At 64.1% G+C, this 24,886-nt stretch carries 31 protein-coding genes; 1 reads left to right on the top strand and 30 read right to left on the bottom strand.

The features are described from left to right. Positions 1-98 precede the first annotated feature (98 nt). The 28 genes from map to rpsJ form a co-directional block, all read right to left on the bottom strand. Entirely contained in the window at positions 99-926 is an 828-nt protein-coding gene (map, locus tag ACFVWT_RS02665) for a type I methionyl aminopeptidase (protein ID WP_390244963.1), read from the bottom strand. A 37-nt stretch (positions 927-963) separates the two neighbouring features. Next, positions 964-1,875: an NAD-dependent epimerase/dehydratase family protein gene (locus ACFVWT_RS02660; protein WP_390244961.1), complete on the bottom strand. Its 912-nt coding sequence runs from the start codon at positions 1,873-1,875 to the stop codon at positions 964-966. After that, positions 1,872-3,578 (bottom strand): class I adenylate-forming enzyme family protein, encoded by a 1,707-nt coding sequence (locus ACFVWT_RS02655; protein ID WP_390244959.1) that lies wholly within the window; start codon positions 3,576-3,578, stop codon positions 1,872-1,874. Before ACFVWT_RS02655 ends, ACFVWT_RS02660 begins: the two co-directional genes overlap by 4 nt. Next, on the bottom strand, positions 3,568-4,710 hold the full coding sequence (locus ACFVWT_RS02650; RefSeq protein WP_390244957.1) for a cytochrome P450: 1,143 nt from the start codon (positions 4,708-4,710) through the stop codon (positions 3,568-3,570). Before ACFVWT_RS02650 ends, ACFVWT_RS02655 begins: the two co-directional genes overlap by 11 nt. Before the next feature lie 56 nt (positions 4,711-4,766). Then, positions 4,767-5,552: a glycosyltransferase gene (locus ACFVWT_RS02645; protein ID WP_390244955.1), complete on the bottom strand. Its 786-nt coding sequence runs from the start codon at positions 5,550-5,552 to the stop codon at positions 4,767-4,769. Continuing rightward, positions 5,549-6,583 (bottom strand): 3-oxoacyl-ACP synthase III family protein, encoded by a 1,035-nt coding sequence (locus ACFVWT_RS02640; protein WP_390244953.1) that lies wholly within the window; start codon positions 6,581-6,583, stop codon positions 5,549-5,551. The genes ACFVWT_RS02645 and ACFVWT_RS02640 overlap by 4 nt, the downstream gene beginning before the upstream one ends. 160 nt (positions 6,584-6,743) lie before the next feature. After that, a complete protein-coding gene (locus ACFVWT_RS02635) occupies positions 6,744-7,313 on the bottom strand; it encodes an adenylate kinase (protein ID WP_198011601.1) in 570 nt (189 codons plus the stop codon). Positions 7,314-7,318: 5 nt separating this feature from the next. After that, a complete protein-coding gene (gene secY / locus ACFVWT_RS02630) occupies positions 7,319-8,629 on the bottom strand; it encodes a preprotein translocase subunit SecY (RefSeq protein WP_390244951.1) in 1,311 nt (436 codons plus the stop codon). Positions 8,630-8,817: 188 nt separating this feature from the next. Continuing rightward, complete coding sequence (gene rplO, locus ACFVWT_RS02625; protein ID WP_011692793.1) at positions 8,818-9,312, bottom strand: 50S ribosomal protein L15; 495 nt, start codon at positions 9,310-9,312, stop codon at positions 8,818-8,820. Then, complete coding sequence (rpmD, locus tag ACFVWT_RS02620) at positions 9,313-9,519, bottom strand: 50S ribosomal protein L30 (RefSeq protein WP_011692794.1); 207 nt, start codon at positions 9,517-9,519, stop codon at positions 9,313-9,315. A gap of 3 nt (positions 9,520-9,522) precedes the next feature. Then, a complete protein-coding gene (gene rpsE / locus ACFVWT_RS02615; RefSeq protein WP_200891032.1) occupies positions 9,523-10,200 on the bottom strand; it encodes a 30S ribosomal protein S5 in 678 nt (225 codons plus the stop codon). Between the two features lie 26 nt (positions 10,201-10,226). Further along, the gene (gene rplR / locus ACFVWT_RS02610) at positions 10,227-10,610 is read right to left on the bottom strand and encodes a 50S ribosomal protein L18 (protein ID WP_011692796.1); all 384 of its coding nucleotides are present in this window, start codon (positions 10,608-10,610) and stop codon (positions 10,227-10,229) included. Between the two features lie 2 nt (positions 10,611-10,612). Continuing rightward, complete coding sequence (gene rplF / locus ACFVWT_RS02605) at positions 10,613-11,149, bottom strand: 50S ribosomal protein L6 (protein WP_028269576.1); 537 nt, start codon at positions 11,147-11,149, stop codon at positions 10,613-10,615. A gap of 18 nt (positions 11,150-11,167) precedes the next feature. Beyond that, entirely contained in the window at positions 11,168-11,566 is a 399-nt protein-coding gene (gene rpsH, locus ACFVWT_RS02600; protein WP_011692798.1) for a 30S ribosomal protein S8, read from the bottom strand. An 86-nt stretch (positions 11,567-11,652) separates the two neighbouring features. Beyond that, entirely contained in the window at positions 11,653-12,234 is a 582-nt protein-coding gene (gene rplE, locus ACFVWT_RS02595) for a 50S ribosomal protein L5 (protein ID WP_011692799.1), read from the bottom strand. Further along, positions 12,234-12,593 (bottom strand): 50S ribosomal protein L24, encoded by a 360-nt coding sequence (gene rplX / locus ACFVWT_RS02590; protein WP_011692800.1) that lies wholly within the window; start codon positions 12,591-12,593, stop codon positions 12,234-12,236. The genes rplE and rplX overlap by 1 nt, the downstream gene beginning before the upstream one ends. A 3-nt stretch (positions 12,594-12,596) precedes the next feature. After that, a complete protein-coding gene (rplN, locus tag ACFVWT_RS02585) occupies positions 12,597-12,965 on the bottom strand; it encodes a 50S ribosomal protein L14 (RefSeq protein ID WP_003803789.1) in 369 nt (122 codons plus the stop codon). A gap of 399 nt (positions 12,966-13,364) precedes the next feature. After that, a complete protein-coding gene (gene rpsQ / locus ACFVWT_RS02580) occupies positions 13,365-13,673 on the bottom strand; it encodes a 30S ribosomal protein S17 (protein WP_011692801.1) in 309 nt (102 codons plus the stop codon). Continuing rightward, positions 13,670-13,999 (bottom strand): 50S ribosomal protein L29, encoded by a 330-nt coding sequence (gene rpmC / locus ACFVWT_RS02575; RefSeq protein WP_056737810.1) that lies wholly within the window; start codon positions 13,997-13,999, stop codon positions 13,670-13,672. Before rpmC ends, rpsQ begins: the two co-directional genes overlap by 4 nt. Positions 14,000-14,001: 2 nt before the next feature. Next, positions 14,002-14,418, bottom strand: a complete 417-nt coding sequence (gene rplP, locus ACFVWT_RS02570) for a 50S ribosomal protein L16 (protein ID WP_011692803.1) — start codon at positions 14,416-14,418, stop codon at positions 14,002-14,004. Further along, positions 14,419-15,252: a 30S ribosomal protein S3 gene (rpsC, locus tag ACFVWT_RS02565; RefSeq protein ID WP_011692804.1), complete on the bottom strand. Its 834-nt coding sequence runs from the start codon at positions 15,250-15,252 to the stop codon at positions 14,419-14,421. It abuts the gene before it with no gap. Next, the gene (rplV, locus tag ACFVWT_RS02560; RefSeq protein WP_003803798.1) at positions 15,253-15,618 is read right to left on the bottom strand and encodes a 50S ribosomal protein L22; all 366 of its coding nucleotides are present in this window, start codon (positions 15,616-15,618) and stop codon (positions 15,253-15,255) included. Positions 15,619-15,656: 38 nt separating this feature from the next. Beyond that, complete coding sequence (gene rpsS / locus ACFVWT_RS02555) at positions 15,657-15,938, bottom strand: 30S ribosomal protein S19 (protein ID WP_011692805.1); 282 nt, start codon at positions 15,936-15,938, stop codon at positions 15,657-15,659. A gap of 12 nt (positions 15,939-15,950) precedes the next feature. Further along, the gene (gene rplB, locus ACFVWT_RS02550; RefSeq protein ID WP_104172031.1) at positions 15,951-16,790 is read right to left on the bottom strand and encodes a 50S ribosomal protein L2; all 840 of its coding nucleotides are present in this window, start codon (positions 16,788-16,790) and stop codon (positions 15,951-15,953) included. Between the two features lie 29 nt (positions 16,791-16,819). Further along, positions 16,820-17,125 carry a 50S ribosomal protein L23 gene (gene rplW, locus ACFVWT_RS02545; RefSeq protein ID WP_011692807.1) on the bottom strand — a complete coding sequence of 102 codons (306 nt, stop codon included), beginning with the start codon at positions 17,123-17,125 and terminating at the stop codon, positions 16,820-16,822. After that, positions 17,122-17,739: a 50S ribosomal protein L4 gene (gene rplD, locus ACFVWT_RS02540; protein ID WP_011692808.1), complete on the bottom strand. Its 618-nt coding sequence runs from the start codon at positions 17,737-17,739 to the stop codon at positions 17,122-17,124. Before rplD ends, rplW begins: the two co-directional genes overlap by 4 nt. A 4-nt stretch (positions 17,740-17,743) precedes the next feature. Continuing rightward, positions 17,744-18,394, bottom strand: a complete 651-nt coding sequence (rplC, locus tag ACFVWT_RS02535) for a 50S ribosomal protein L3 (protein ID WP_011692809.1) — start codon at positions 18,392-18,394, stop codon at positions 17,744-17,746. A 17-nt stretch (positions 18,395-18,411) separates the two neighbouring features. After that, positions 18,412-18,720 carry a 30S ribosomal protein S10 gene (gene rpsJ / locus ACFVWT_RS02530; protein WP_003803825.1) on the bottom strand — a complete coding sequence of 103 codons (309 nt, stop codon included), beginning with the start codon at positions 18,718-18,720 and terminating at the stop codon, positions 18,412-18,414. A gap of 410 nt (positions 18,721-19,130) precedes the next feature. Between rpsJ and ACFVWT_RS02525 the strand changes: the two genes are divergently transcribed. Beyond that, the gene (locus ACFVWT_RS02525; RefSeq protein ID WP_390244945.1) at positions 19,131-20,558 is read left to right on the top strand and encodes a GH1 family beta-glucosidase; all 1,428 of its coding nucleotides are present in this window, start codon (positions 19,131-19,133) and stop codon (positions 20,556-20,558) included. An 8-nt stretch (positions 20,559-20,566) separates the two neighbouring features. On the opposite strand, the gene ACFVWT_RS02520 is transcribed toward ACFVWT_RS02525, so the two are convergent. Both ACFVWT_RS02520 and ACFVWT_RS02515 read right to left on the bottom strand, forming a co-directional pair. Next, positions 20,567-20,692: a hypothetical protein gene (locus ACFVWT_RS02520; RefSeq protein WP_390244943.1), complete on the bottom strand. Its 126-nt coding sequence runs from the start codon at positions 20,690-20,692 to the stop codon at positions 20,567-20,569. 38 nt (positions 20,693-20,730) lie between these two features. Beyond that, positions 20,731-24,366 carry a hypothetical protein gene (locus tag ACFVWT_RS02515; protein ID WP_390244941.1) on the bottom strand — a complete coding sequence of 1,212 codons (3,636 nt, stop codon included), beginning with the start codon at positions 24,364-24,366 and terminating at the stop codon, positions 20,731-20,733. Between the last annotated feature and the right edge of the window lie 520 nt (positions 24,367-24,886).

Here is a 24,886-nt window from a genome sequence, read left to right as displayed (position 1 = left end):
CGACGCGCCTTCGGTCCCGCGACGCGCAAAATCCCTGACGCACCCGGTATTCCGGGTGCGTCAGGGATTTTCTGTGTCGCAGGAGGATGTGCGCGTCGCTACGGGATCGGGACGGGAACCACGCCCAGCGGCGCAAGGCGCGCCGCACCGCCGTCGGGCGCGGAAAGAACCCAGATGCCCTTTTCATGGACGGCCACGGAGTGCTCCCACTGGCACGAGCGCTTGCCGTCGGTGGTCACGACGGTCCAGTCGTCCTCAAGGACGGCCGTGTCAATGCTGCCGCGGACCAGCATGGGCTCAATGGCCAGGCACAGTCCGGGGCGGATCTTGGGCCCGCGGTGGCTGGTCCGGTAGTTCAGCACATCCGGTGCCATGTGCATTTCGGAGCCGATGCCGTGGCCCACGTAATCCTCGAGGATGCCCAGCGGCTTACCCGGGACGGAGGAGACGTAATCGTCCACGGCGCAGCCGATGTCTCCCACGAACTTTCCGGTGGCCAGTGCGGCAATGCCACGCCACATGGCTTCCTCGGTGACTTCGGACAACCGGACGTCTTCGGGGTCGGGGGTCCCCACAATTACCGTGCGGGCGGAGTCGGAGTGCCAGCCGTCCACAATGGCGCCGCCGTCGATCGAGATGATATCGCCGTCGTTAAGCACACGGCTGCCCGGGATGCCGTGGACCACTTCCTCGTTGACCGAGGTGCAGATCGTGGCCGGGAACCCGTGGTAGCCGAGGAAGTTGGACTTGGCCCCCGCCTCGTCGAGGACTGCGCGGAAGACTGCGTCCAGCTGGGCCGTGGTGGTACCGGGGACTGCGGCGGCTACGGCGGCGTCCAGCGCGCGGCTCAGGACCAGGCCGGCCTCATGCATGATGCGCATTTGGGCGTTGGTCTTGTATTCAATCCGGGGCTGTCCGAATGCCATGTATACCTCTGTGCTTCGTCTCGCTGGCGGGATGCATTCATCCCAGGTCTCTGATCCATTCTCCCGCACTTGCGAAGCTGCTCGGGACAGGGACGACTCCAAGTTCCTCCCGCAGGCGGCGCGTGGAGTAGGTGCGTTCGAAGCCGAGCTGGCTCACGGCGTAGCGGGTGAGCCGCGGCGGCCTGCGTGCCACGCCTGCCACCGCCTCGAGGGACGCCGCCAGCGTCATCGCCGCGCGCACCGGGATGAAGGCGAGTTCGACGCCGGACCGGCCGGTATTGTCCAGTACCTCGCGCAGGACCTGGCCGAGTGCCACCGGCCGGTGGTCGGCGACGTTGACGGGTCCGGTCGCCTCCGAGGTGCAGGCCGCGAGCGCCGCCCGGGCAAGGTTGCCGATGGACGTGAGCTGGTGCCGGACATCCGGGCCTCCGACGCTCAGCAGCCGTCCATGCCTCACGTTGCTGATCAGGCGCGGCAGCAGGGTCCGGTCGCCCGGACCGTAGACGCCGTGCGGCCGGAGGATCAGCGCGTTGCCGTGCCGCGCTGCCGCGGCCTCCGCCAGGGCTTTCGAACTTGAGTAAGCGTTCAGGTACCGGCCTGCTACCGGGTCCTCCGGCCGGTCCACGCACGGCTGCCACCACGGGTAGACGCTGGAGCTTGAAATGTGGACCAGCCTCACACGTGGGAACGTCGCTGCGACGGCTTCGGTGCCGAGCACATTGACGCGGTGGAAGAGCTGCGGCAGCCCCCAGTCCGCCACGTGCGCGCCGGCATGGACGACGGCGTCGACCGCCGGCGGGGAGGACAGCGCGCCGGAACCGAGGTCCCACACGCTGAGTCCGGGGAGAAGGCGCCGGCCGTAACGGATCACGTGCCAGCCGCGTTCCTCCGCAGCCTCAGCAACAGCTCCGCCGACGAAACCGCTGGCGCCGGTGACGGCGATCCTCACGATGTCCCTTCCGGCGGCCTGTCTCGTGACCCCGGGTCTTCGAAAAGTGTGCGTAAGGCAATCCGGTCGGGTTTGCGGTGCCGGCCGGAAACCGGCAACCGGGACATGATTTCTATCCGGTCCGGAAGTGCCGATTCGTCGATGAGTTTCGGCAGCTGCCGGCGCAGCGTCTGCAGGAGCGCCTCCTGGTTCCGTCCGTGTTGCGGTTCGACGGCGAGCCACACCGTTTCGTCGCCGAGGCCGTCCGGGACGCCGACCATCACGGCCTGGCCAACACCGTCGATGCCGGCAATGACGGGCTCGTATAGCCCGGGGTAGATGTTGGTCTTGCCGCGGATGATCATGTCCTTCTTGCGCCCCAGCAGAACCAGCCGGCCGCGGTCCACCCTCACCAGGTCCCCGGTGGCATGCTCATCCATGGCACCCCCGCCTAGATAGCCCAGGCACATGTTCGGTCCGGAGACAAGGAGCTCATGGTCCTCAGCCACCCGGATTCGGACGCCCGGCAGGGGTTCGCCGAGGTAGTCGCCCTCGCCGGCGCCGTCCGGGGTCCGGAACTCCGCGGTGCGTCCGGAAGCGAAGTCCAGCTTTTCGTGCCCGGCCGCGATGGCGATGGGCAAGACTTCCGTCATCCCGTAGATGCAATGGAAGCGCACCTCTGGCAGGAGCCCGGCAGCGCGCTCGAGGAACGGGGCGAGGACGGGTGCGGCGCCCAGCATCACCGTTTTCAGGGTGCCCGGCCACACCAGTTGTCCTGATTCCACGGCGTCAAGGATCGGCGCCAGCTGGGAGGGCACCAGGAACACGTGGGTTGCCGCCTGCTGCCCGGGAGAGGATCCCAGCTCGGCCGCGAACCGCAGCGGATCGATCGCAGCGGACAACCCGTACGCCGGCATGGTCCAGTGGGCGCCGGCGATCAGGGCCGGCAGGCCCATCATCAGCTGTTCCGAGTGGATGCGGTCGCCGGCCGCGAACGTGCAGTGTGTGCTCAGCTGTCCAAATCCGGCTGCCAGGGTCCCGCGGCTGTGCACCACCCCTTTGGGATTCCCCGTGGTGCCGGACGTAAAGATAATGACCGCTTCCTGCCCGGGGGCGGCCTTCGGAGCCGGCATCCCGCCCGGCCGGCCGGCGTCGGCGTCGTGAGCGCCGGCGTCGGCATCCCGAGTGCTGCGGGGAGCTGCACTGCGGGACAGGGAGCGGATGTTGGTGGACTTCAGCGGGACGCCCGGAAGCCACGGACCGGAGTGCAAGTGCCGGACCTTCATGGCCCCGTAGTCCGGAAGCAGGAGGCCGCGCCGCCGGGCAAGGGGCCGCAGCGGGCCGCGCGCGCTAAGCGCATAGAGCAGCGACTCGGACGCTGCCCATCGCGGCGAGGCCAGGGCCGTCCTGTTCCGGAATAGTTCGGGCCCAATCCCGGGATCGATGAACACAATTGCCCCGCCTGCCCGGACGGCCGCCAGCGCGAGCGTGAAGGCGGCCGGACCCGGCCGAACCGAAAACAACAGGCGCTCCCCCGGGCCGAAACCCTCACGCCGCAGGCCCGCAGCGGTGGATTCGATCCCCGCGACAAGCTCCCGGTATGTGATGGTCTTGCCCGGCCTGCCCCTGCGCCCGCCGGGTGCCGTAATGGCCGGACGGTCCGGGTACTTCGAGGCGGCATCGTAGACGGCAGCGATAAGGTCGTCCGGCGGGTCAATCGGCACAGGTCAGCTCCAAGGACTTGTAGTGCGGAATGAGCACGTTCCGGCTGACGGTGCGGGACCTGATGCGCCACGGGCGCCGGCCGTACTCGTCCAGCAGCACGGTCATGGCGGAGTTGATTTCGGCCATCGCCAGCGGCATGCCGATGCAGAAGTGGGCACCGGCCCCGAACCACAGCTGGCGTGCCGCCGGCGGGACGGGCGTCCCCGGGTCAAAACCGCCCAGGCCCTTGACGGCGTGCACGGTGGACAGGAGGACGCGGTCCCCCGGCCTGATCCGCACGCCGCCGAGCCGCCCGGCCGCTGTCGCCTCGCGGAGCATCATCGGCGATGGTGCGGTGTAGCGCAAGCCCTCGTTGACGGCGTCCGGGAGGCCACGCCGGTCAGCCGCCAGGCCGGGCAGCCTGCCGTCGTCGAACAGCATTGCGGCGAGCCGCGGTACATAGGACACCAGGGTTTCGGTCCCGGCGATCACAAAGGCGCTGACAATTCCCACGGCTTCGTCCTCGCTGAGCCCCAGCGCCCGGAGGCGGCCGGGAAAGGTGGACGGGTCGTCGCTGCGGTACGCGTTCCGCACGGGTCCGGCGAGACGTTCGACGGCGGTCCTCGCCTTTGCCACCTGCGGCGGCGTCAGGCGTGGCCGGCCCAGCCGCACCAAGGAGGTGATGGAGGTGCCCAGGTTGAAGAGCTCGGTGTCCGGCAGGCGTCCGGGCGCATCGTCCCTGACTCCCAGTAGCCTGCTGATCACTCCCCCGGACAGTTCCTTTACCAGTTCCACAAACTCCACCGGGCCTCCGTCCTGCAGCCCGGCAACCAGCCGTTCGCGGAGCCGTTCACCCGCCGGGGCGACGATGGCCTCAACGGCGCGGGGAGTGAACAGACCGTTGAGGCGACGACGCAGCTCCAAGTGCTCCTCCCCATGCATGTTCAGCAGGACCCGAGAACCCACCACGGGTGTCCACAGCGCACCGGAAGCCTTGGCTCCGGACTTCGAATAGCTCGCATCCATCAGGACCTCCCTGACGAGCGAGGCCTCACTGACCAGTACCCCCAGGCCCGGCAGCCGCACGACAGGCGTCAGTTTCCCCAGCCCGCGGATCAGCGGATAGGCCACAGGATGTGCTGCAGTGTGCAAGCGCCGCTCCCACAGGGCCGGGCCATCCGCGGCCCCGGCTTGGGTGGCCATGGCGCTCACCGGATGTCAACGTGGTCAGGGCGGAACCGGTGGTCCGCGTACCAGGCGAGGGTGTTGGGCAGGCCCCAGGCCTGGACCCGGCGGGAGGATCCGAACACCACCACGTTCCGTCGGAGGGCATATGACCGCGTCAGCTTTCGGACGCGATTGGAAAGCGCACGGTCCTCGTGGAGCTCCTCGATGCTGGTACGGGGAAAGCCGCCCGCCCGCAGGTACAGTTCCGCGGTGATGGCCATGTTGCAGCCGGGCAGCATCTGGTAGGGGCCCAGGTAGCCCTCACCCTTGTTGCCCGGCCGGATGCGGCCAAAAAACGAAGCGACCTCCACGGCCAGCAGCATCAGCCAGCGGCTTGCCCGGCCCAGACCTTCGTCCAACCGGGGGTTCAGCTGCCCGGCAATCATCTCCAGGCCGTCGTCGAACGCCTCCATGATGCGCCGCGTCCAGTCCCGCGCCGGCAGACAGTCCGCGTCCGTGCGCGCCAGCCAGCGGGCGCCGTTCAGGGCGCCGAAACGCATGCCGGTATCGGCAGCGGCGCCGGTCCCCTTCTGCGTCTCATGGACCAGACGGATGTCCATTGCCGGGTGCAGCCCTGCAAAGTCAGCCACGATTGTCAGGGTGGCGTCCGTGGACCCGTTGTCCACCACCACCAGAGTGAAGTCTTTGTGCACCTGCTCGGACAGCGCCTGCAGCGCTTGGCGGATCAGCTTCTCCTCATTCAGGGCCGGCATAGCGATGCACAGCGCCCGCACCGGCGGTTCGCTCCCGGGTACGTGCGGTGTCACAGGCGCACCACGGCGATGCCCAGGCTGACCCCGCCGGCAAGACCCACCAGCGCCACCAGGTCACCGGGGCCGCACCGGCCCAGGTCCTGGGCCACCTTCAGCTGCAGGGGCAGGCTTACCGAGGCCGTGTTGCCGTACTCTTCGACGGTCCTGACGAGCTTGTCCTGCGGCACCCCGGCACCGCGGGCAAAGATGTCCCGGTACGAGGCACTGACCTGGTGGACACAGACGACGGCGAAGTCCGCCCACTCGAGGCCAAGCCGCTCCAGGGTCTCATCCAGGATGCCCCGCCCCAGATCCAGGAACGCGTCCTTGAGTTTTTCACCGTCCATATTGAAGTACGTCGCCTCGGGGTCCCGTGGAGCTACCGAACCGCCGGTGGCGAGCGTTCCCACGGCCCAGTGGCTGCTCTTGGCGGTGAAGCCCGTTCCCAGCACGCGGGACCCGGCCTCGTCGTCGGGGTCTGCCGGTTCCAGCAGCAGCGCGCACCCTGCGTCACTCATGGTGTAACCCGGAAAGGCTGCGGCGAACGTCTCCTGGTCCGGAACCGACCACCGCACGGCCCGGGAGGGCGACTCTCCGCTGACCAGGAGCACGCGCCGGTAGCGGCCGGCGCCTATCAGCGCATCGGCCACCTCCAGGCCGTTAAGAACGCTGTTGCAGGCATTCTTGATGTCCATCACCGGGCAGCCCATGCCGAGCTTTGCGGCCACCATGTGGCCGGTGGCGGGTTCCACCATGTCCTGGCTCGCCGAGGCAAAGATGAGGAGGTCGACGTCGGCGGCCTGGAGTCCGCGATCTGCCAGCAGTTTTGCGGCGGCTACCGCCGCAAGGTCGGACGCCTGCTCTGTCGCGGCCATCACCGACCGTGTCCGGATCCCGGTCAGCCTGCCGATCAGGCCCGTGGGGACGCGGAAACCGGGGCTGGCGGCAGCGAGCTGCTCTTCCAGTTGCCCGGTGCCCATCCGTCCCGGCGGCACATAGACTTCGAGGCCGGCGATCCTCGCCGCCCCCGGAAGGGTCTGGTTCATGCAGTATCTCCCCACAGACAATGCGTCCGGTGATCCCCGGCTCCGGTCCTGATCCCCAAACAAGGAAGGGCGCGTCCCGTACACGATGGTACGGGACGCGCCCTTCCTGGCGCTGAAGGCAAGCCGGGTTTGGCGGCCCCGGTGTGCGGCTAAGGCTGGATCAGGCTGCCTGCGCTGCCTTGATGGCCTGCATGACGCGGTCGGTAACCTCGTCGATGCCGCCGATGCCGTCAACCTGGGTCAGGATGCCGCGCTCGGCATACTTGGCCACAACGGCCTCGGTCTGCTCGTGGTAGAGATCCAGGCGGTGGCGGATGACGGCTTCGTTGTCGTCGCTCCGGCCCGTTTCCTTGGCACGGCCGAGCAGCCGGTGGACAAGTTCCTCGTCATCGGCAGTCAGCTGCAGGACAACGTCCAGCTTCTGCTCACCGTTGGCCAGGATCTCATCGAGGTAGTCCACCTGCGCGGTGGTGCGCGGGTAACCGTCCAGGAGGAAGCCGTTCTCGACGTCGTCCTCGCTCAGGCGGTCGCGCACCATCTTGTTGGTGACGCTGTCCGGCACGAAATCGCCGGCGTCCATGTACTTCTTGGCCTCGACGCCCAACGGCGTCTCACCCTTGACGTTGGCGCGGAAGATATCGCCGGTGGAGATCGCAACGACGCCGAGGCGCTCGGAGATCCGATCCGCCTGCGTTCCCTTGCCCGAACCCGGAGGTCCAATAATCAGCATTCTCGTCATCGCAAAAGCCCTTCGTAGTGACGTTGTTGTAGCTGCGCGTCAATCTGCTTGACCGTTTCCAGACCCACGCCCACCATGATCAGGATCGAGGTGCCGCCGAACGGGAAGTTCTGGTTGGCATTGATCAGGACCAGTGCGACCAGCGGGATCAATGCCACGAAGCCCAGGTAGAGGGCGCCCGGCAGGGTGATCCTGGAAAGGACGTACTGCAGATAGTCCGCCGTCGGCTTACCGGCCCGGATGCCCGGGATGAAGCCGCCGTACTTCTTCATGTTGTCGGAAACCTCTTCAGGATTGAAAGTGATTGCGACATAGAAGTAGGTAAAGAAGACAATCATGGCGAAATAAAGCGCCATGTAGATAGGGTGGTCACCCTTCGTGAGGTTGTTGTTGATCCACTCAACCCAGGGCTGCATCGGTTCGCCCTGCTTGGGCTGGTTGAACTGCGAGATCAGGCCCGGCAGGTACAGCATCGAGGACGCGAAGATGACGGGCACGACGCCGGCCATGTTCACCTTGATGGGGATGTACGTGCTGGTGCCTCCCACGGTCCGCCGCCCGATCATGCGCTTGGCGTACTGCACGGGAATCCTGCGCTGGGACTGCTCCACGAAGACCACAAGGGCGACGGTGAGCAGGCCGATGACCAGGACCATAAAGAAGGTGCCAGGGCCCTGGGCCTTCCAGATGGCACCCAGGGAGGTCGGGAACCCGGCCGCGATCGAGGTGAAGATGAGCAGCGACATGCCGTTGCCCACGCCCTTCTCCGTCACGAGCTCACCCATCCACATGATCAGGCCGGTGCCGGCCGTCAGGGTGATGATGATAAGGATCGTGGTGATGACGCTCGAGTCAGGGATGATGTCCAGCTGACAGTTGGGCAGCAACTGGCCGGAACGCGCCAGCGACACCAGCGTCGTGGCGTTCAGCAGGCCCAGGGCAATCGTCAGGTAACGCGTGTACTGGGTCAGCTTGGACTGCCCCGATGCGCCTTCCTCGTAGAGCTGCTGGAACCGGGGAATGACCACCCGGAGCAGCTGCACAATAATGCTGGCCGTGATGTACGGCATGATGCCCAGCGCGAAGATGGACACCTGCAGCAATGCACCGCCGCTGAACAGGTTGACGAGCTGGTAGATCCCGCCCGAGGTCTGACCGTTCTGCAAGCATTGCTGGACATTCTGGTAGCTCACACCAGGCGAGGGGATAAAGGCACCCAAGCGGAAGATTGTGATGATTCCCAGCGTGAACAACAACTTGCGTCGCAGATCAGGCGTGCGAAAGGCCCGGCCAAATGCGCTAAGCAAGCGTCCTCCTGTTGTGTTAATAAAGTCGTGTGAGATAGGTCAATAAAACCCAACAACCGAGTCTAACGGGTTCATGCGCCCGGCGAACAATCGGAGAGGTCCCAAATGATAAAAAACTCCCGGTACGCAGGGCCTGGGCCCCGCGTACCGGGAGTCTTCACAACGGGCGTCTGCCCCGCCGTCCTCTATTAGAGGGCGGTGGTGCTGCCGCCTGCTGCTGCAATCTTTTCTGCGGCGCTGGCCGAGAATGCGTGGACGGTGACGTCAACCTTGACGGTGATGTCGCCGGTGCCCAGCACCTTGACGGGCTGGTTCTTGCGAACGGCACCCTTTTCGACCAGGTTCTCCACGGTGACTGCGCCACCTTCCGGGAACAGCTCGTTGAGCTTGTCCAGGTTTACAACCTGGTACTCAACCCGGAACGGGTTCTTGAAGCCGCGCAGCTTCGGCAGGCGCATGTGCAGCGGCAGCTGGCCGCCGGCAAAGCCAGCCTTGATCTGGTAGCGGGCCTTCGTACCCTTGGTACCGCGACCAGCGGTCTTACCCTTGGAACCTTCACCACGACCAACACGGGTCTTGGCGGTCTTGGCACCCGGGGCGGGACGCAGGTGGTGAACCTTCAGTGCGTTCTGCTTCTCAGCAGCGGCGCCCTGTGCCTTTTCGGCGGTGTTCTTCTCTGCCATTTACTTCGCCTCCTCTACCTTTACCAGGTGCGGAACCGTGTTGAGCATACCCACGGTCACGGCGTCAGCGGTGCGGACAACGGTGTGTCCGATCCGCTTGAGGCCGAGGGACCGCAGCGTGTCGCGCTGGTTCTGCTTGCCGCCAATGGCGGACTTGATCTGAGTGATCTCCAACTGAACGTCAGAGGGAATCAGGTTCTTAGCCATGACTCAGACACCTGCCTTCTGGTTCATGAGCGCCTTCACCATTGCGGCCGGAGCGATCTCATCGAGCGGCAGGCCGCGGCGTGCTGCCACTGCTGCCGGCTCTTCGAGGCGCTTCAGCGCATCAACGGTCGCGTGAACGATGTTGATGGCGTTGGAGGAACCGAGCGACTTGGAGAGGATGTCGTGGATACCCACGCACTCCAGTACTGCACGGACCGGACCACCGGCGATAACACCGGTACCGGCGGAAGCCGGACGCAGCATGACGACGCCGGCGGCGGCCTCACCCTGAACGCGGTGCGGGATGGTGCTGCCGATGCGCGGAACGCGGAAGAAGGACTTCTTGGCCTCTTCGACGCCCTTTGCGATTGCGGCAGGAACTTCCTTAGCCTTGCCGTAGCCAACGCCGACCATACCGTTGCCGTCACCGACAACGACGAGGGCGGTGAAGCTGAAGCGACGACCACCCTTGACGACCTTGGAAACGCGGTTGATGGTTACAACGCGCTCTACGAACTGGCTCTTTTCGGCTTCGCGGCCACCATCGCGGCCACCACGGCCACCACGGTCGCCACGGCCCTGGCCGCGGTCGCCACGCTCGCCACGACGAGCGCCACGGCGGTCGTCAGTGGTAGCAGGCGCAGCGGTCTCAGTTGCCGGAGCAGCTACAGCTTCAGTCACCTGAATGTCCTTTTCGTTATTTTCGGTCACAGTGACAGCCCACCTTCACGTGCGCCGTCAGCGACGGCGGCGATCCGGCCGTGGTACTTGTTACCACCGCGGTCGAAGACAACAGCTTCGATACCGGCAGCCTTGGCACGCTCGGCGACCAGTTCGCCAACGCGCTTGGCCTTGGCGGTCTTGTCACCGTCGAATGCACGAAGGTCGGCTTCCAGCGTGGACGCGCTCGCTACGGTCAGGCCCTTGGTGTCGTCGACAACCTGGACGAATACGTGGCGTGCGGAGCGGTTGACGACCAGGCGAGGGCGTACAGCCGTTCCGGAGATGCGCTTGCGGATACGAAGCTGGCGACGGCTGCGTGAAGCAGACTTGCTCTTGTTCGTACGCTTCTTGTTAATTGCGATGGCCATGGTTACTTACCAGCCTTTCCGACCTTGCGGCGGATGACTTCGCCGGCGTAGCGGATGCCCTTGCCCTTATAGGGGTCCGGCTTCCGCAGCTTGCGAATGTTGGCAGCAACCTCGCCGACCTGCTGCTTGGAGATACCTGAAACAGAGAGCTTGGTCGGGGTCTCTACTGCAAAGGTGATGCCGTTCGGTGCCGAGACGTTAACCGGGTGGCTGTAGCCCAGAGCGAACTCCAGGTCAGAACCCTTGGCCTGGACGCGGTAACCGGTACCGACAATCTCAAGCTTCTTCTCGTAGCCTGCGGTGACACCCTGGATCATGTTGGCGATCAGGGTGCGGGTCAGGCCGTGCAGCGAACGTGAGGCGCGCTCGTCGTTCGGGCGGGCGACAGTCAGGGTGCCATCTTCCAGGGTGACCTCGATCGGGCTGGCCACAGTGTGGCTCAGCTCGCCTTTGGAACCCTTGACGCTGACGACAGAGCCGTCAACCTTGACCTCAACGCCGGCAGGAACGGTGATGGGGAGACGTCCAATACGTGACATTATTCTCTTCCTTTCCCGTTACCAGACGTAAGCGAGGACTTCGCCGCCCACGCCCTTCTTGCCGGCCTGCTTGTCAGTCAAGAGGCCGGAAGAGGTGGACAGGATTGCGACACCCAGGCCACCGAGCACGTGCGGCAGGTTGGTGGACTTCGCGTAAACGCGGAGTCCCGGCTTGGAAATACGACGAACGCCAGCGATTGAACGCTCGCGGTTCGGACCGAACTTGAGCTCGAGGGTCAGCTTCTTGCCAACCTCAGCGTCTTCTTCTTTCCAGGAGGCGATGTAACCTTCGGCCTTCAGGATGTCGGCAACGCGTGCCTTGAGCTTGCTGTACGGCATAGTCACGGTGTCGTGGTATGCCGAGTTTGCGTTGCGCAGACGCGTAAGCATGTCTGCGACGGGATCTGTCATGGTCATGTTGGGCTCTTGCCCTTCCTCATAACGGTTTCCGCCCTGCCATCCCCTGGGGGAAGCGGCAAGGCCGGACCTTCTATGTAGCTAGATTAAGCTTCGGTCTTGAACGGGAAACCAAGCGCCTTGAGCAGCGCGCGGCCTTCGTCGTCGGTCTTGGCAGTGGTCACGACGGTGATGTCCATACCGCGAACGCGGTCGATGGAATCCTGGTCGATCTCGTGGAACATAACCTGCTCGGTCAGACCGAAGGTGTAGTTGCCGTTGCCGTCAAACTGCTTGCCACTGAGGCCCCGGAAGTCACGGATACGCGGCAGGGCCAGCGTGACCAGACGGTCCAGGAATTCCCACATGCGGTCTCCACGCAGAGTTGCGTGTGCACCGATGGGCATGCCTTCGCGCAGCTTGAACTGTGCGATCGACTTACGGGCCTTGGTTACCTGCGGCTTCTGACCGGTGATCAGGGTCAGATCGCGGACAGCGCCGTCGATCAGCTTGGAGTCCTTGGCGGCATCTCCAACACCCATGTTCACAACGACCTTGACCAGACGGGGAACCTGGTTGACGTTTTCGTACTTGAATTCCTCGATGAGCGTGCTCTTGATGGAATCCGCGTACTTGGTCTTCAGACGAGGAACGATCTTGCTTGCCGGAGTCTCGAGAGTCTCAGTCATTAGATGTCCTTCCCGGAGCTCTTGGCCACGCGTACGCGCACTTCACGCTTCTTGCCGTTACGCTCAACGGTCTCGGTACGGAAACCGACGCGAGTGGGCTTCTTGGTGGACGGGTCAACCAGGGCCACGTTGGAGATGTGGATGGAAGCCTCGACGACCTCGATGCCACCGGTCTTGGTGCCGCGCTGCGACTGACCGACCTTGGTGTGCTTGGTTACGCGGTTAATGCCTTCAACCAACACGCGGTTGGTATCCGGGAATACGCGCAGAACCTTGCCCTGCTTGCCACGGTCGCCGCCGCGCTCAGCCTTGGCGCCAGTGATGACCTGAACGAGGTCACCCTTTTTGATCTTAGCCATGGACTAGAGCACCTCCGGAGCCAGAGAAACGATCTTCATGAACTTCTTGTCACGGAGTTCACGACCAACCGGTCCGAAGATACGGGTACCGCGGGGGTCACCGTCGTTCTTCAGGATCACAGCTGCGTTCTCGTCAAACTTGATGTAGGAACCATCCGCACGGCGGCGTTCCTTCTTGGTACGGACGATGACAGCCTTGACGACATCGCCCTTCTTTACGTTGCCGCCCGGAATTGCGTCCTTGACGGTAGCGACGATGACGTCGCCAATGCCTGCGTAGCGACGGCCAGATCCACCGAGAACGCGAATGGTAAGGATTTCCTTAGCACCCGTGTTGTCGGCGACCTTGAGTCGCGACTCCTGCTGAATCACTATTTACTCCTTGCGTCGCGCTGGTTCTCAGACCGAAAATCTTCCTACGGAATGAGCCTTGCGGAACGGTTGATCGGGGTGTCTCTTGACCTGCCTGGATTTTGCCAGACCAGGCCTAAACTCCCGTGCCAAAAACATTTGCTTCCCAGGCGAATCCGACGGATCGGGGCGCAAGGGGGCACTATGCCGTGGCACGATTGTTTACGAGGTTGATGACGGCGCACGAACGGCGCCATACAAACTCAAAATCTTAGCACGTTTTGGGCCAATCCCCATATCACAGCCTCGGGGCCGGCGCAGGGCAATGGCGCCGGGCCACTCCCCCGGCTTTCAGCCCGGACACGGAGAAGCCCCCGCTCCCGCAAGGGGAACGAGGGCTTCTCGGCATTTCTGCAGGTGCTACTTAGCCTTCTCGAGGATCTCCACCAGACGCCACCGCTTGGTAGCGGAGAGCGGGCGGGTCTCGGCGAGGAGAACGAGGTCGCCGATGCCGGCGGTGTTCTCTTCGTCGTGAGCCTTGATCTTCGTGTTGCGGCGGATGACCTTGCCGTAAAGGGCGTGCTTCACGCGGTCTTCGACCTGGACAACGATGGTCTTTTCCATCTTGTCCGAGACGACGTAGCCGCGCTTCGTCTTACGGTAACCGCGCTCGTCAGCCTTGGCTGCGCCGGAAACAGTTTCCGTCACGTTCTCGTCCTTTTCACTCACTTGGCATCCTCCTCGGTCTCAACCGTTTCAGCCTTGTCGGCCTTCTTGGTTGCAGCCTTCTTGGATTTCTTTTCTTCCTTGGCTTCCACAACCGGTGCGGCAACCTCGGCACGAATGCCCAGCTCGCGCTCACGGAGAACGGTGTAGATGCGTGCGATGTCCTTCTTTACCGCGCGCAGACGACCGTGGTTCTCCAGCTGACCGGTGGCGGACTGGAAACGCAGGTTGAACAGCTCTTCCTTGGACTTGCGGAGTTCTTCAACGAGACGCTCGTTGTCGAAACCGTCCAGCTGCGCGGGTGCGAGATCCTTCGACCCTACTGCCATTTCTACTCACCACCTTCGCGACGCACAATGCGTGCCTTCAACGGCAGCTTGTGGATTGCCAGGCGCAGTGCCTCGCGAGCTACCTCTTCACTGACACCGGAGAGTTCGAAGAGAACCCGGCCCGGCTTGACGTTTGAGACCCACCATTCCGGAGAACCCTTACCGGAACCCATACGGGTTTCAGCAGGCTTCTTCGTCAGCGGACGGTCCGGGTAAATGTTGATCCAGACCTTGCCGCCACGCTTGATGTGGCGGGTCATCGCGATACGGGCAGATTCGATCTGACGGTTCGTGACGTATGCCGGGCTCAGAGCCTGGATGCCCCACTCACCGAAGGAGACCTTGGTGCCGCCCGTAGCAGCGCCGGAACGACCCGGGTGGTGCTGCTTACGGTGCTTGACTCGACGTGGGATAAGCATTTAAGCCTGTCCTCCTTCTACTGCCGGTGCAGCTGCCTCAACCGCAGGAGCTTCAGCAGCAGGTGCTGCTTCGGCTGCCGGGCGGTCGGTACGACGACGGCGGTCACCACGGTCAGCGCCACCCGGGCGGCCCGGACGATCGCTGGCACCACGGCCGCGGGACGGAGCAGCAGCTGCCTGCTGAGCCAGTTCCTTGGAGGTGACGTCACCCTTGTAGATCCAGACCTTCACGCCGATGCGGCCGAAGGTGGTCTTGGCTTCGTAGAAGCCGTAGTCGATGTTCGCGCGGAGGGTGTGCAGGGGCACACGGCCTTCGCGGTAGAACTCCGAGCGGGACATTTCAGCGCCACCCAGTCGACCGGAGCAAGCGATACGGATGCCCTTGGCACCTGCACGCTGTGCGGACTGCATTGCCTTCTTCATTGCACGGCGGAATGCCACGCGGGAAGTCAGCTGCTCCGCAACGCCCTGGGCAACAAGCTGTGCTTCCATCTCGGGGTTCTTGACCTCGAGGATGTTCAGCTGAACCTGCTTGCCGGTGAGCTTTTCGAGCTCGCCGCGGATGCGGTCTGCTTCAGCACCGCGGCGGCCGATAACGATGCCCGGACGTGCCGTGTGGATATCCACGCGGACACGGTCGCGGGTGCGCTCGATCTCAACCTTGGCGATACCGGCGCGCTCCATGCCCGTGGACATGAGCTGGCGGATACGGATGTCTTCGCGAACGAAGTCCTTGTACCGCTGGCCGGCCTTGGTGCTGTCAGCAAACCAGTGCGATACGTGATCGGTGGTGATGCCGAGTCGGAACCCGTGCGGGTTAACTTTCTGTCCCACTTAGCGAGCCTCCTCTTTCTCCGGGGTAGCGACTACCACGGTGATGTGGCTCGTGCGCTTCTTGATCTGAAATGCACGACCCTGGGCACGCGGCTGGAACCGCTTCATGGTCGGGCCTTCATCAACAAACGCTTCGCTGATGATGAGGTCACCTTCGTCAAACGCCACGCCGTCGCGGTCCGCGAGGACCCGGGCGTTGGAGATTGCCGACTGAACTACCTTGAATACCGGCTCAGAAGCTGCCTGGGGGGCAAACTTCAGAATTGCCAGAGCCTCGTTCGCTTGCTTACCACGAACAAGGTTGACGACGCGCCGGGCCTTCATAGGCGTTACGCGGATGTGACGCGCAATTGCCTTGGCTTCCATTGCTTTCCTTCTCTCGTCTTTGACGTAAGTGCAGGCGCCTAGCGGCGCTTGCCCTTACGGTCGTCCTTGACATGGCCGCGGAATGTCCGCGTGGGAGCGAATTCGCCGAGCTTGTGCCCGACCATCGACTCGGTGACAAACACCGGAATGTGCTTGCGTCCGTCGTGCACGGCGATCGTGTGCCCGAGCATGTCGGGAATGATCATCGAGCGGCGGGACCAGGTCTTGATGACGTTCTTGGTGCCCTTTTCGTTTTCCCTGTCCACCTTTACAAAGAGGTGCTGGTCAACGAAAGGACCTTTTTTCAGGCTGCGTGGCATGTGTCCAGGCTCCTATCGCTTGTTCTTGCCAGTACGACGGCGACGAACAATAAGCTTGTCGCTCTCTTTGTTGGGACGGCGGGTGCGACCTTCGCGCTTACCGTTGGGGTTGACGGGGTGACGTCCACCGGACGTCTTACCCTCGCCACCACCGTGCGGGTGGTCAACCGGGTTCATCGCGACACCACGGACGGTCGGGCGAACGCCCTTCCAGCGCATGCGGCCGGCCTTGCCCCAGTTGATGTTCGACTGCTCGGCGTTGCCGACCTCGCCGATCGTTGCGCGGCAGCGCACGTCGACGTTGCGGATTTCGCCGGAAGGCAGACGCAGCTGGGCGAAGCGGCCTTCCTTTGCAACGAGCTGGATCGATGCGCCGGCGGAGCGGCCCATCTTGGCGCCGCCACCCGGACGCAGTTCAACTGCGTGGATAACGGTACCCACCGGGATGTTGCGCAGGGGCAGGTTGTTGCCGGGCTTGATATCAGCGTTGGCACCGGCCTCTACGAAGTCACCCTGGGACAGCTTGTTCGGGGCGATGATGTACCGCTTGGTGCCATCAACGTAGTGCAGGAGGGCGATGCGAGCCGTACGGTTCGGATCGTACTCAATTTCGGCAACGCGGGCGTCAACGCCGTCTTTGTCGTGGCGACGGAAGTCGATCAGACGGTACTGGCGCTTGTGGCCACCACCCTTGTGACGGGTCGTGATCTTACCGGTGTTGTTACGGCCACCCTTTTTCGGGAGGGGACGTACCAACGACTTTTCCGGCGTCGACCGCGTGATTTCAGTGAAGTCCGCTACGCTCGAGCCGCGACGGCCCGGGGTAGTCGGCTTATATTTACGGATTCCCATAATTCATTTCCTCGTTAAAGTGGTCTCCGCTACGCGAGCGGACCGCCGAAGATGTCGATCGTGCCTTCTTTGAGGGTCACAATCGCACGCTTGGTGTTCTTGCGGGTTCCCCAGCCGAATTTGGTGCGCTTACGCTTACCGGCACGGTTGATGGTGTTGATCGATTCGACCTTGACGGAGAAAATCTTCTCCACGGCCAGCTTGATCTCGGTCTTGTTCGAGCGGGGGTCCACCAGGAAGGTGTACTTTCCCTCATCGATCAGGCCGTAGCTCTTTTCCGATACGACGGGTGCAAGCACGACGTCGCGCGGATCCTTGATGGTGGCTGCGCTCACTTGGCATCCTCCTCGTTCTTTGCCTTGGCGGCAACGAATGCCTCGTAGGCAGCCTTGGTGAAGACTACGTCGTCAGAGACGAGCACGTCGTAGGTGTTCAGCTGGTCTGCGTACAGAACGTGAACATCTGCGAGGTTGCGCACGGACAGTGCGGCAACATCGTTGGCGCGCTCGATGACAACGAGCAGGTTCTTGCGCTCGGAAACTCCGCGCAGCGTTGCCAGTGCTTCCTTGGCGGACGGCTTGGTGCCGGCTACCAGTTCAGCAACAACGTGGATGCGGCCGTTGCGGGCGCGGTCAGACAGTGCGCCGCGAAGTGCAGCAGCAATCATCTTCTTGGGGGTCCGCTGGCTGTAGTCACGCGGGGTCGGGCCGTGGACAACGCCACCACCGGTCATGTGAGGGGCGCGGATTGAACCCTGACGGGCGCGGCCGGTGCCCTTCTGCTTGAACGGCTTGCGGCCTGCACCGGAAACTTCAGCGCGGGTCTTGGTCTTGTGGGTACCCTGGCGAGCAGCAGCGAGCTGTGCAACGACGACCTGGTGCAGCAGCGGCACGTTGGTCTGTACGTCGAAGATCTCTGCAGGCAGGTCAACCTTGACAGTGCTAGTCATTGAACTAGGCTCCCTTCACGGCGGTGCGTACGAGGACGACCTGGCCGCGGGCACCGGGAACGGCGCCCTTGATGAGGAGCAGCGACTTCTCGACGTCAACTGCGTGAACCGTGAGGTTCAGCGTGGTGTGACGAACGGCGCCCATACGGCCGGCCATTTTCATGCCCTTGAAGACGCGGCTCGGGGTGGATGCGCCACCGATTGAACCGGGCTTACGGTGGTTCTTGTGTGCACCGTGGGAAGCACCAACGCCGTGGAAGCCGTGACGCTTCATAACACCGGCGAAGCCCTTACCCTTGGTGGTGCCAACGACGTCGATCTTCTGGCCGGCTTCGAAGACCTCAACAGAGAGCTCCTGGCCCAGCTCGTACTCAGCAGCATCTGCGGTACGGAGTTCGACGACGTGGCGGCGAGGCGTGACGCCTGCCTTTTCAAAGTGACCAGCCAGCGGCTTGGTGACCTTGCGGGGATCGATCTGGCCGTAGCCGATCTGAACGGCGACGTAGCCATCAACGTCTGCATTGCGCAGCTGGGTGATGACGTTCGAGTCAGCCTGGACAACAGTGACGGGGATGAGCTTGTTGTTCTCGTCCCAGACCTGGGTCATGCCGAGCTTCGTGCCCAGCAGGCCCTTTACGTTACGGGTTGCGGTCATAGTCTCTCAGCACCTCCCTACAGCTTGATTTCGATGTTCACGTCGGCCGGCAGGTCGAGACGCATAAGCGAGTCAACAGCCTTCGGCGTGGGGTCGATGATGTCGATCAGACGCTTGTGCGTGCGCATTTCAAAGTGCTCGCGGCTGTCCTTGTACTTGTGCGGAGAGCGGATAACGCAGTACACGTTCTTCTCCGTCGGCAGCGGCACGGGGCCGACTACCGTTGCGCCTGCGCGCGTGACCGTCTCAACGATCTTCCGTGCTGAAACGTCAATGACCTCGTGGTCATATGACTTCAGCCGGATGCGGATTTTTTGTCCCGCCATGTCGCCTGACTCTCTTTCAGTCTGTGCTTCCCCTGTTTGGGGCTGCCCTGTTTACTTACGCGTTGTGCGGCTGCCGAAGCATTTGAAGTCGTAACTACCACCCGCCGCACAAGCTGAATCCGGAAGAATCCGGGTTCCTCAACCTGCCGGCGCAACCGACCCCCGCGGTCGGGCGTGTCGCGCTGTGCACGCGTACTCGTCCGCAATTCCATGGGGAGTGGGTTATGTTTGGTCTCCTACTTGGACCCTGACACCCGGCATTATCCGGATCGGGACGCGAAGGAGCGCTTGAACAACTCATCTAGTATGCCGGATTTTGCAGGCAGAAGCGAATCAGGTGGTGCCGGGGCCCTTCAGCACCGGAGATGCCGGTCATTGCCTTCAGCAACCGTCGAATGGATGATAGGGGCATGACTGTGCAGAACTCTGCGGCGTTGCAGAGCCTGGCCGGGCGGCTGGACCCGGAGTTCGTCCTTGGCGTGGCCGCCGCCGCCTTCCAGATTGAAGGATCCCTCAAGGCTGACGGGCGCGGCCCGTCCGGCTGGGACGCCTTCGCCGAGAAACCTGGCAGCATCATGGACGGCCACTCCCCTGCCATCGCCTGCGACCACTACAACCGTTCCGGCGAAGACGTGGCCCTGATGCGCGAACTGGGCGTCGACTCCTACCGGTTCTCCATTTCCTGGCCCCGGATCCAGCCCGACGGCCGCGGCTCCTTCAACAGTCAGGGCCTGGACTTCTATGACCGGCTGATCGACCAGCTGCTCGACGCCGGCATCTCACCGATGGCCACGCTCTACCACTGGGATACTCCGCTGCCGCTCGAGCACGGCGGTGGCTGGCTGAACCGCTCCACCGCGGAACGTTTCGCCGAATACAGCGCAGCCGCAGGGGAACGGTACGGGGACCGCGTGGCGCAGTGGGTCACACTGAACGAACCTGTTTCGGTGACGCTCAACGGCTACGCCCTCGGCGTGCACGCCCCCGGCCACGACCTGCTCTTCGACGCATTACCCGCAGTCCATCATCAGTTGCTGGGCCACGGACTCGCGGTTCAGGCACTGCGGGCGGCCGGTGTTGCGGGGACCGTGGGGGTTACCAACCTGCACTCCCCCGTGCGTCCGGCCTCGGGCAAGCTTACCGACAGGTTGCTGGCCAAGGTTTTCGACCTGATGCTGAACCGGGTGTACGCCGACCCCATTCTCCTGGGCAGGTATCCGACGCCGCCGCTACTGGCGAGGCCATGGTTCCGAACCCTGTCCGGCGCCAAGGACGCCGATCTCCGGAACATCCACCAGCCCATCGACTTCTATGGACTCAACTACTACTACCCCGTGAAAGTCGCCACCGGGCGCGGTCCGGCCGACAGCCCCGCCGGGACTGCCGAGGCAATGGCCCGGGTGCCGTTCCACCTGGCCGCGTTTCCCGAATACGGCCTGACCGGCTTCGGCTGGCCGGTGGCTCCGGATCACCTGGGTGTGCTGCTGCGGGAAATGAAAGACCGGTACGGTGATGCCCTCCCGCCGCTATACATCACCGAGAGCGGAGCGAGTTTCCCGGAGCCGGAGCATGTGACAGGCCCGATTGCCGATTCCAACAGAATCGAATACCTCGCCGGCCATCTGGACCATGCCCTCGCGGCCACGTCACCCGGCGGCCTGGCCGAGGACGTGGAACTCCTGGGCTACTACGTATGGACGCTGCTGGACAACTTCGAGTGGGCCGCGGGGTACTCGCAGCGTTTCGGCCTGGTCCACGTGGACTTTGACACGCTGGAACGGACACCGAAGGAGTCCTTCTATTGGCTCCAGGCGCTGAGCAGGGCCCGGAAAGCCTGAGCGCGGCCCTACTGGTTCTTGTTGGCGCGGTTGATGCGCTTGGCGCGGTCGATCTCCTGGCGGAAGTGCTTCTTCGCCCAGAAGACGCCGACGACGACCACAGCGGCCACCAGGAAAAAAATAAACCAGCCCATGTTGCTGTCCTTTCGTTGCCAGCAACCTTACCAAGGCATCAGGAGAAGCGATCCGGCCGCATGTCGGGTGTCGGCCGCGGTTCAGGCATGGGCTCCGCGTCAGCCGGCACCACAGGCTTGGCACGCGACAGCTTCCACAGGGCAAAGACGATGAGCCCGACGGCGATCAGCGCCAGCAGCGCGAACGTGTAGGACCGGAGCGCCCACATCAGGCACAATGAAACCCCGGCCGCGCCCCACCAGACGAACATCCGCTCACCGATGAGCAGCCCGGACAGCAGGAGCGCCGCATGCAGTGCCAGGATCCACAGCTGCTGGCCGCCGGATCCGCCAAAGAGAATCCCCACGCCGCTCAGGCCCAGCAATGCGGCGCCGGAAGACAGAAGGACGCGCCCCGCCGTCGTGAATCCGGCAGTATAGCGGGCCGCAGCCAGAACAGCGCCAAGCAGGACGTACCACTGCACCGCCCAGAACGGAGACTGGAGGTGGCCCTCCGTGACAAGGAGTGCACGCTGCACTGCCAGCGTCACCACTAATGCGCCAATTTCGGCGGCCAGCCTCCGCGTTCCGCCCGAAACTTCACGCACGATCACAGCCACGGTTGCGGCCACCAGCAGTGCGGCCGTCAGGGAGGTGGCGTCGCGCACTAATCCGGTCAAGGCAGGCACTGCCAAACCAAGCGCTCCTCCGCAGACCAGTGTCCGCCGTCGCACTCCGTCCTCCGCGCCGAACGCGAAGCTGGCCCCGTAAAGGACCGCTGCCGCCAGACCGCAGCCGGCGAGCCATGGCAGGTAGGCTCCCCATATGCCCGGAGTGCCACGCAACACGGCGTCGGCAATTCGTGTGGCACCAGCCAGGACAAGTGCTGCGGCAGGCGGGTAGAGCAGCGGCAGGCGTTCCAGGTGCGAGGCCGTAAACCCGGTGACGGCCAGAACCAGAAGTGAGGCACCGGTAATCCAGTCCCCTGTCTCGGCGGCTGTCAGCACGGCAACCACTGCAGGAACAGCCGCCCCCGTCAGCCAGAACCGGCGGACCACCGCGTCCGCATGCTGCCCCTGCCGGCGCCGCAGTCTTAGAATTCCGGAAGCGTTGAAGGCAAGGGACACGGCCAGCAATGCCAACGGAACGCCGGTCCGGCTGAGAAGTGGCGCTTCGAGGAAGGTTCCGGCCCCGAAATGCAGCGCCGGTCCCGCCGCCACAACGCCGAACACGACTGCATATACACTCAGATATTGCGCACCGCGCGCCGCGAACAGCCGATGGGCCGCGACGGCACCAAGCAGCAGCAGAAGCAGTTCCGCCAGGACAACGCCGCGGCCGCCCTCGGCAGCGTAAACGGCGGACCCAGCGCCCGCCTGGATGACATACAGCGCCGGCAAAAGCGCCTGCGCCGCCAAGGTCAGCCACACCGCGGCATCTTGGAAGGGCACCTGCACCAGCCGGTGCCGCATGAACCAGCGGACCACGTGCTGGCCAGCCAGCACGACAGCGAAGGTCAGCGACACGGCCGCTGCGGACGCCGTGACGTCATAGCTGAAGACGAGGGCTAGCGCCGCGGTGAGGATGCGCGCTGAAGCAAAGTAAGCGCCCTTGGCCTGTCCCGGTTCCGCCGCGACAACCATGACCGCGCTGTAAACAGCGAAGATTCCCAGCAGGAGCTCGACGTCGGGCAAAATCCCGGCGCTGCAGACCAGCAGGACGGCCATCATGGACGGCGCGAAGGCTGCGGCGGCAGCGGTCAGGTCCCGGAATACGTAGCCGGACGCGGCGGCGCTGAGCGCCATGACGGTGATGGTCACGGTTCTCTGCCAGTCTGCCGCGCCGAGGGCTGAGGCGGGCAGGATCACAGCCAGCGCCAGCGTGGCGGTTTGCAGCGCCAGGACCAGTGCGACGTCGGCTACCACGGCGTCCGGGGCACGGTCGCGGATTGCGGCCACAAGGGGGAAGACTAGCTGGACTCCCAGGCCAACGATCAGGACCGTGGGAAGCGAGATGCTCCCTCCGGCAATGACCAATGGTCCGGAACGCTCCTGAAGGTCTCCGTACGCCATCGCCAGGAGCAGGGTTGCCGCTCCGCGCGCCATCCACCAGTAAGCCCAACGCTGGCCGATCGCAGCGGAGCGAACCGCCGACGTTGCCAGGTAAAGAACCACCAACACAAGAAGGCCGTTGGCGAGGCCTGGCGAGACACCGGAGTAGGCCGTCATGACGGCGGTCAGCGCTATTGCCAGCGGCAGCCACTCGACTGCCACAGGCTGCCAGGTCGCGCCCGCAGCGGATCTCGGGAACAGGAGGGACCCGGCCGCCAGTGAAGCCAGCAACTGGACTACAAGGGCTACCGTCGAAAGCAGGTTGCCCGACGTGGAATCCGTCATGGGCAAGGCCATAAGGCACAGGGCGCCGGCGGCGGTAAACCCGGCAAGGGTGGGTACAGGCAGCAGGGCCGCGGCACCTGCCCGTTCCGCCACGGCCGACGTCACCTGCTGGACCACAAGGCTGAGCGAGAGAGCGAAGAGAGCCGCAGCAAGCGTTTCATGGCTTCCCTCCATCACTGCCGTCACGAGTGCGGGAACGGCCAGTGTGCCGGCCACACGCGCGGCAAAGATGAAGTACCGGCGCAGCCCTGAGCGGGATGTCATCGCACGGACCGCCCAGAAGAGTGTTGCGGCCGCCAGCAGGTTGAAGGCCAGCCAGGGGCCGAGCTGGGAAGTTGCGACAATGCCGGTTGCCAATGCTGCCGGAGGCGCCCATTCGGCGGCGCCCCCGGCCCTAACCGCGATGTACATGCCCGTTGCGGTGCCGGTAAGAACTGCGCAGAGCAGCAGGTCCTCCGTGCTACTTGAAACCCGCATGGTCATGATCATGGCCAACACCAGATGCGCGCCAAGCGTAACGAACGCGTCGGCGGTCCAGTGCTGCCTGCCTGCCCGGGCCGGACTCCATCGCTGGAGGGACGCTGCCGCCGCGGTTACGGCCACTGACTGAAGGGCAAGCAGGAATGCGCCCGTGAAAAGGGCCCAGACGAAACTTCCGGAGAGCTGCCACACCCCGGCCGAGGCCGCGACGGTCAGCGCGAGGCGCGCACCGTTGATTTTTGCGAGTCGGTTGCCAGCGGCGGGCAGCACGGCGGCAACGGCGAAATAGGCTCCGCAGAGCGCCATGATCAGTGCTAGCTCCCCGCGTTCCAAACGCAGCGGAAGAATCATTGCGGCGAGGGCGACGGCAGGAACAACGAAGGGGTCGAGAAGCATGATCGGGCGCAGGAACAGGGGCGGAACCCAGCCGGACTTCGCCAGCGTGACCGCCGTCGCGGCCACGGCAAAGCCGATCACCGCCGCGGAGTACCAGACGAGCGGGGCACCCAGCACGGACACCCCTGACCAGGCAGTGGAGACCACGAAGGTGAGCGACAGGTATGCAAGGACCCTGCTGTCGAGCCTGACGGCCGCCACCACGTAAGCCAGCGTCCCGACGAGCGACGTGAGGAGCCAGGCCATCGGTGCGTCCTGCACGGCAAAGTTATACATCGCCAGGCCGGACACGGGCACCAGTGCCAACCCTGTACCTGCGAACGCTACGGCGGCCGGCCGCAGCCTGGGAGCCCTGGCATGGATCGCTAATCCGGCACCATAGAAGAGTGCCGTGATGAGGCAAACTCCGGCGAAACGCAGCACGGCAGGGAGGCTAGTGCCTACAAAGAGCGCACCAGCTGCCACAAGCAACAGACTCGCTACATAAAGCGTGACGTTGATGTTTTGACGTTCGCGCCTTTCCTTGCGTGCCTGCAATTCCTCCGCGGACTCCGCAACCAGTGGCTCATCAGTCGTCGGACCAGCAGCCGGAGACGCGGCAACTCCTGTCGGGGCAACCGCGGCGTCGGAAGGCTGGCCCGGGGACAGCTCGGCAGGCTGAAACTTGGGCCACGCGGATAGATCGACAGAGCCAGCTTGAGGCGCTTCCGTAGCCGCCGGACGGCTGGCCCGGCCTGTCCCACGGATATTTGCAGCAGCAGCGGGAAGCCCTGCACTGGGTGCGCGCTGAACAGAGGCCGCGGTTGCGCAGTCATTCCACCCCTGGACGTGCCCGGTCATGAAGCCGCTTCGGTAGGCCTCTTCATTCGCGCCCCCAAGTTCTCGGATGGAGCGCCGGGCGGAGACCAACAGGACGACGGCAATGATCAACAGAAGCGTCATG

Origin of the sequence: Arthrobacter sp. NPDC058288, assembly GCF_042880995.1 — a bacterium.
In the GTDB taxonomy this organism is placed as follows: Bacteria; Actinomycetota; Actinomycetes; order Actinomycetales; family Micrococcaceae; genus Arthrobacter.
Note: the sequence above shows the minus strand (reverse complement) of the source record. Positions and strands in the feature narration are given on the sequence as shown.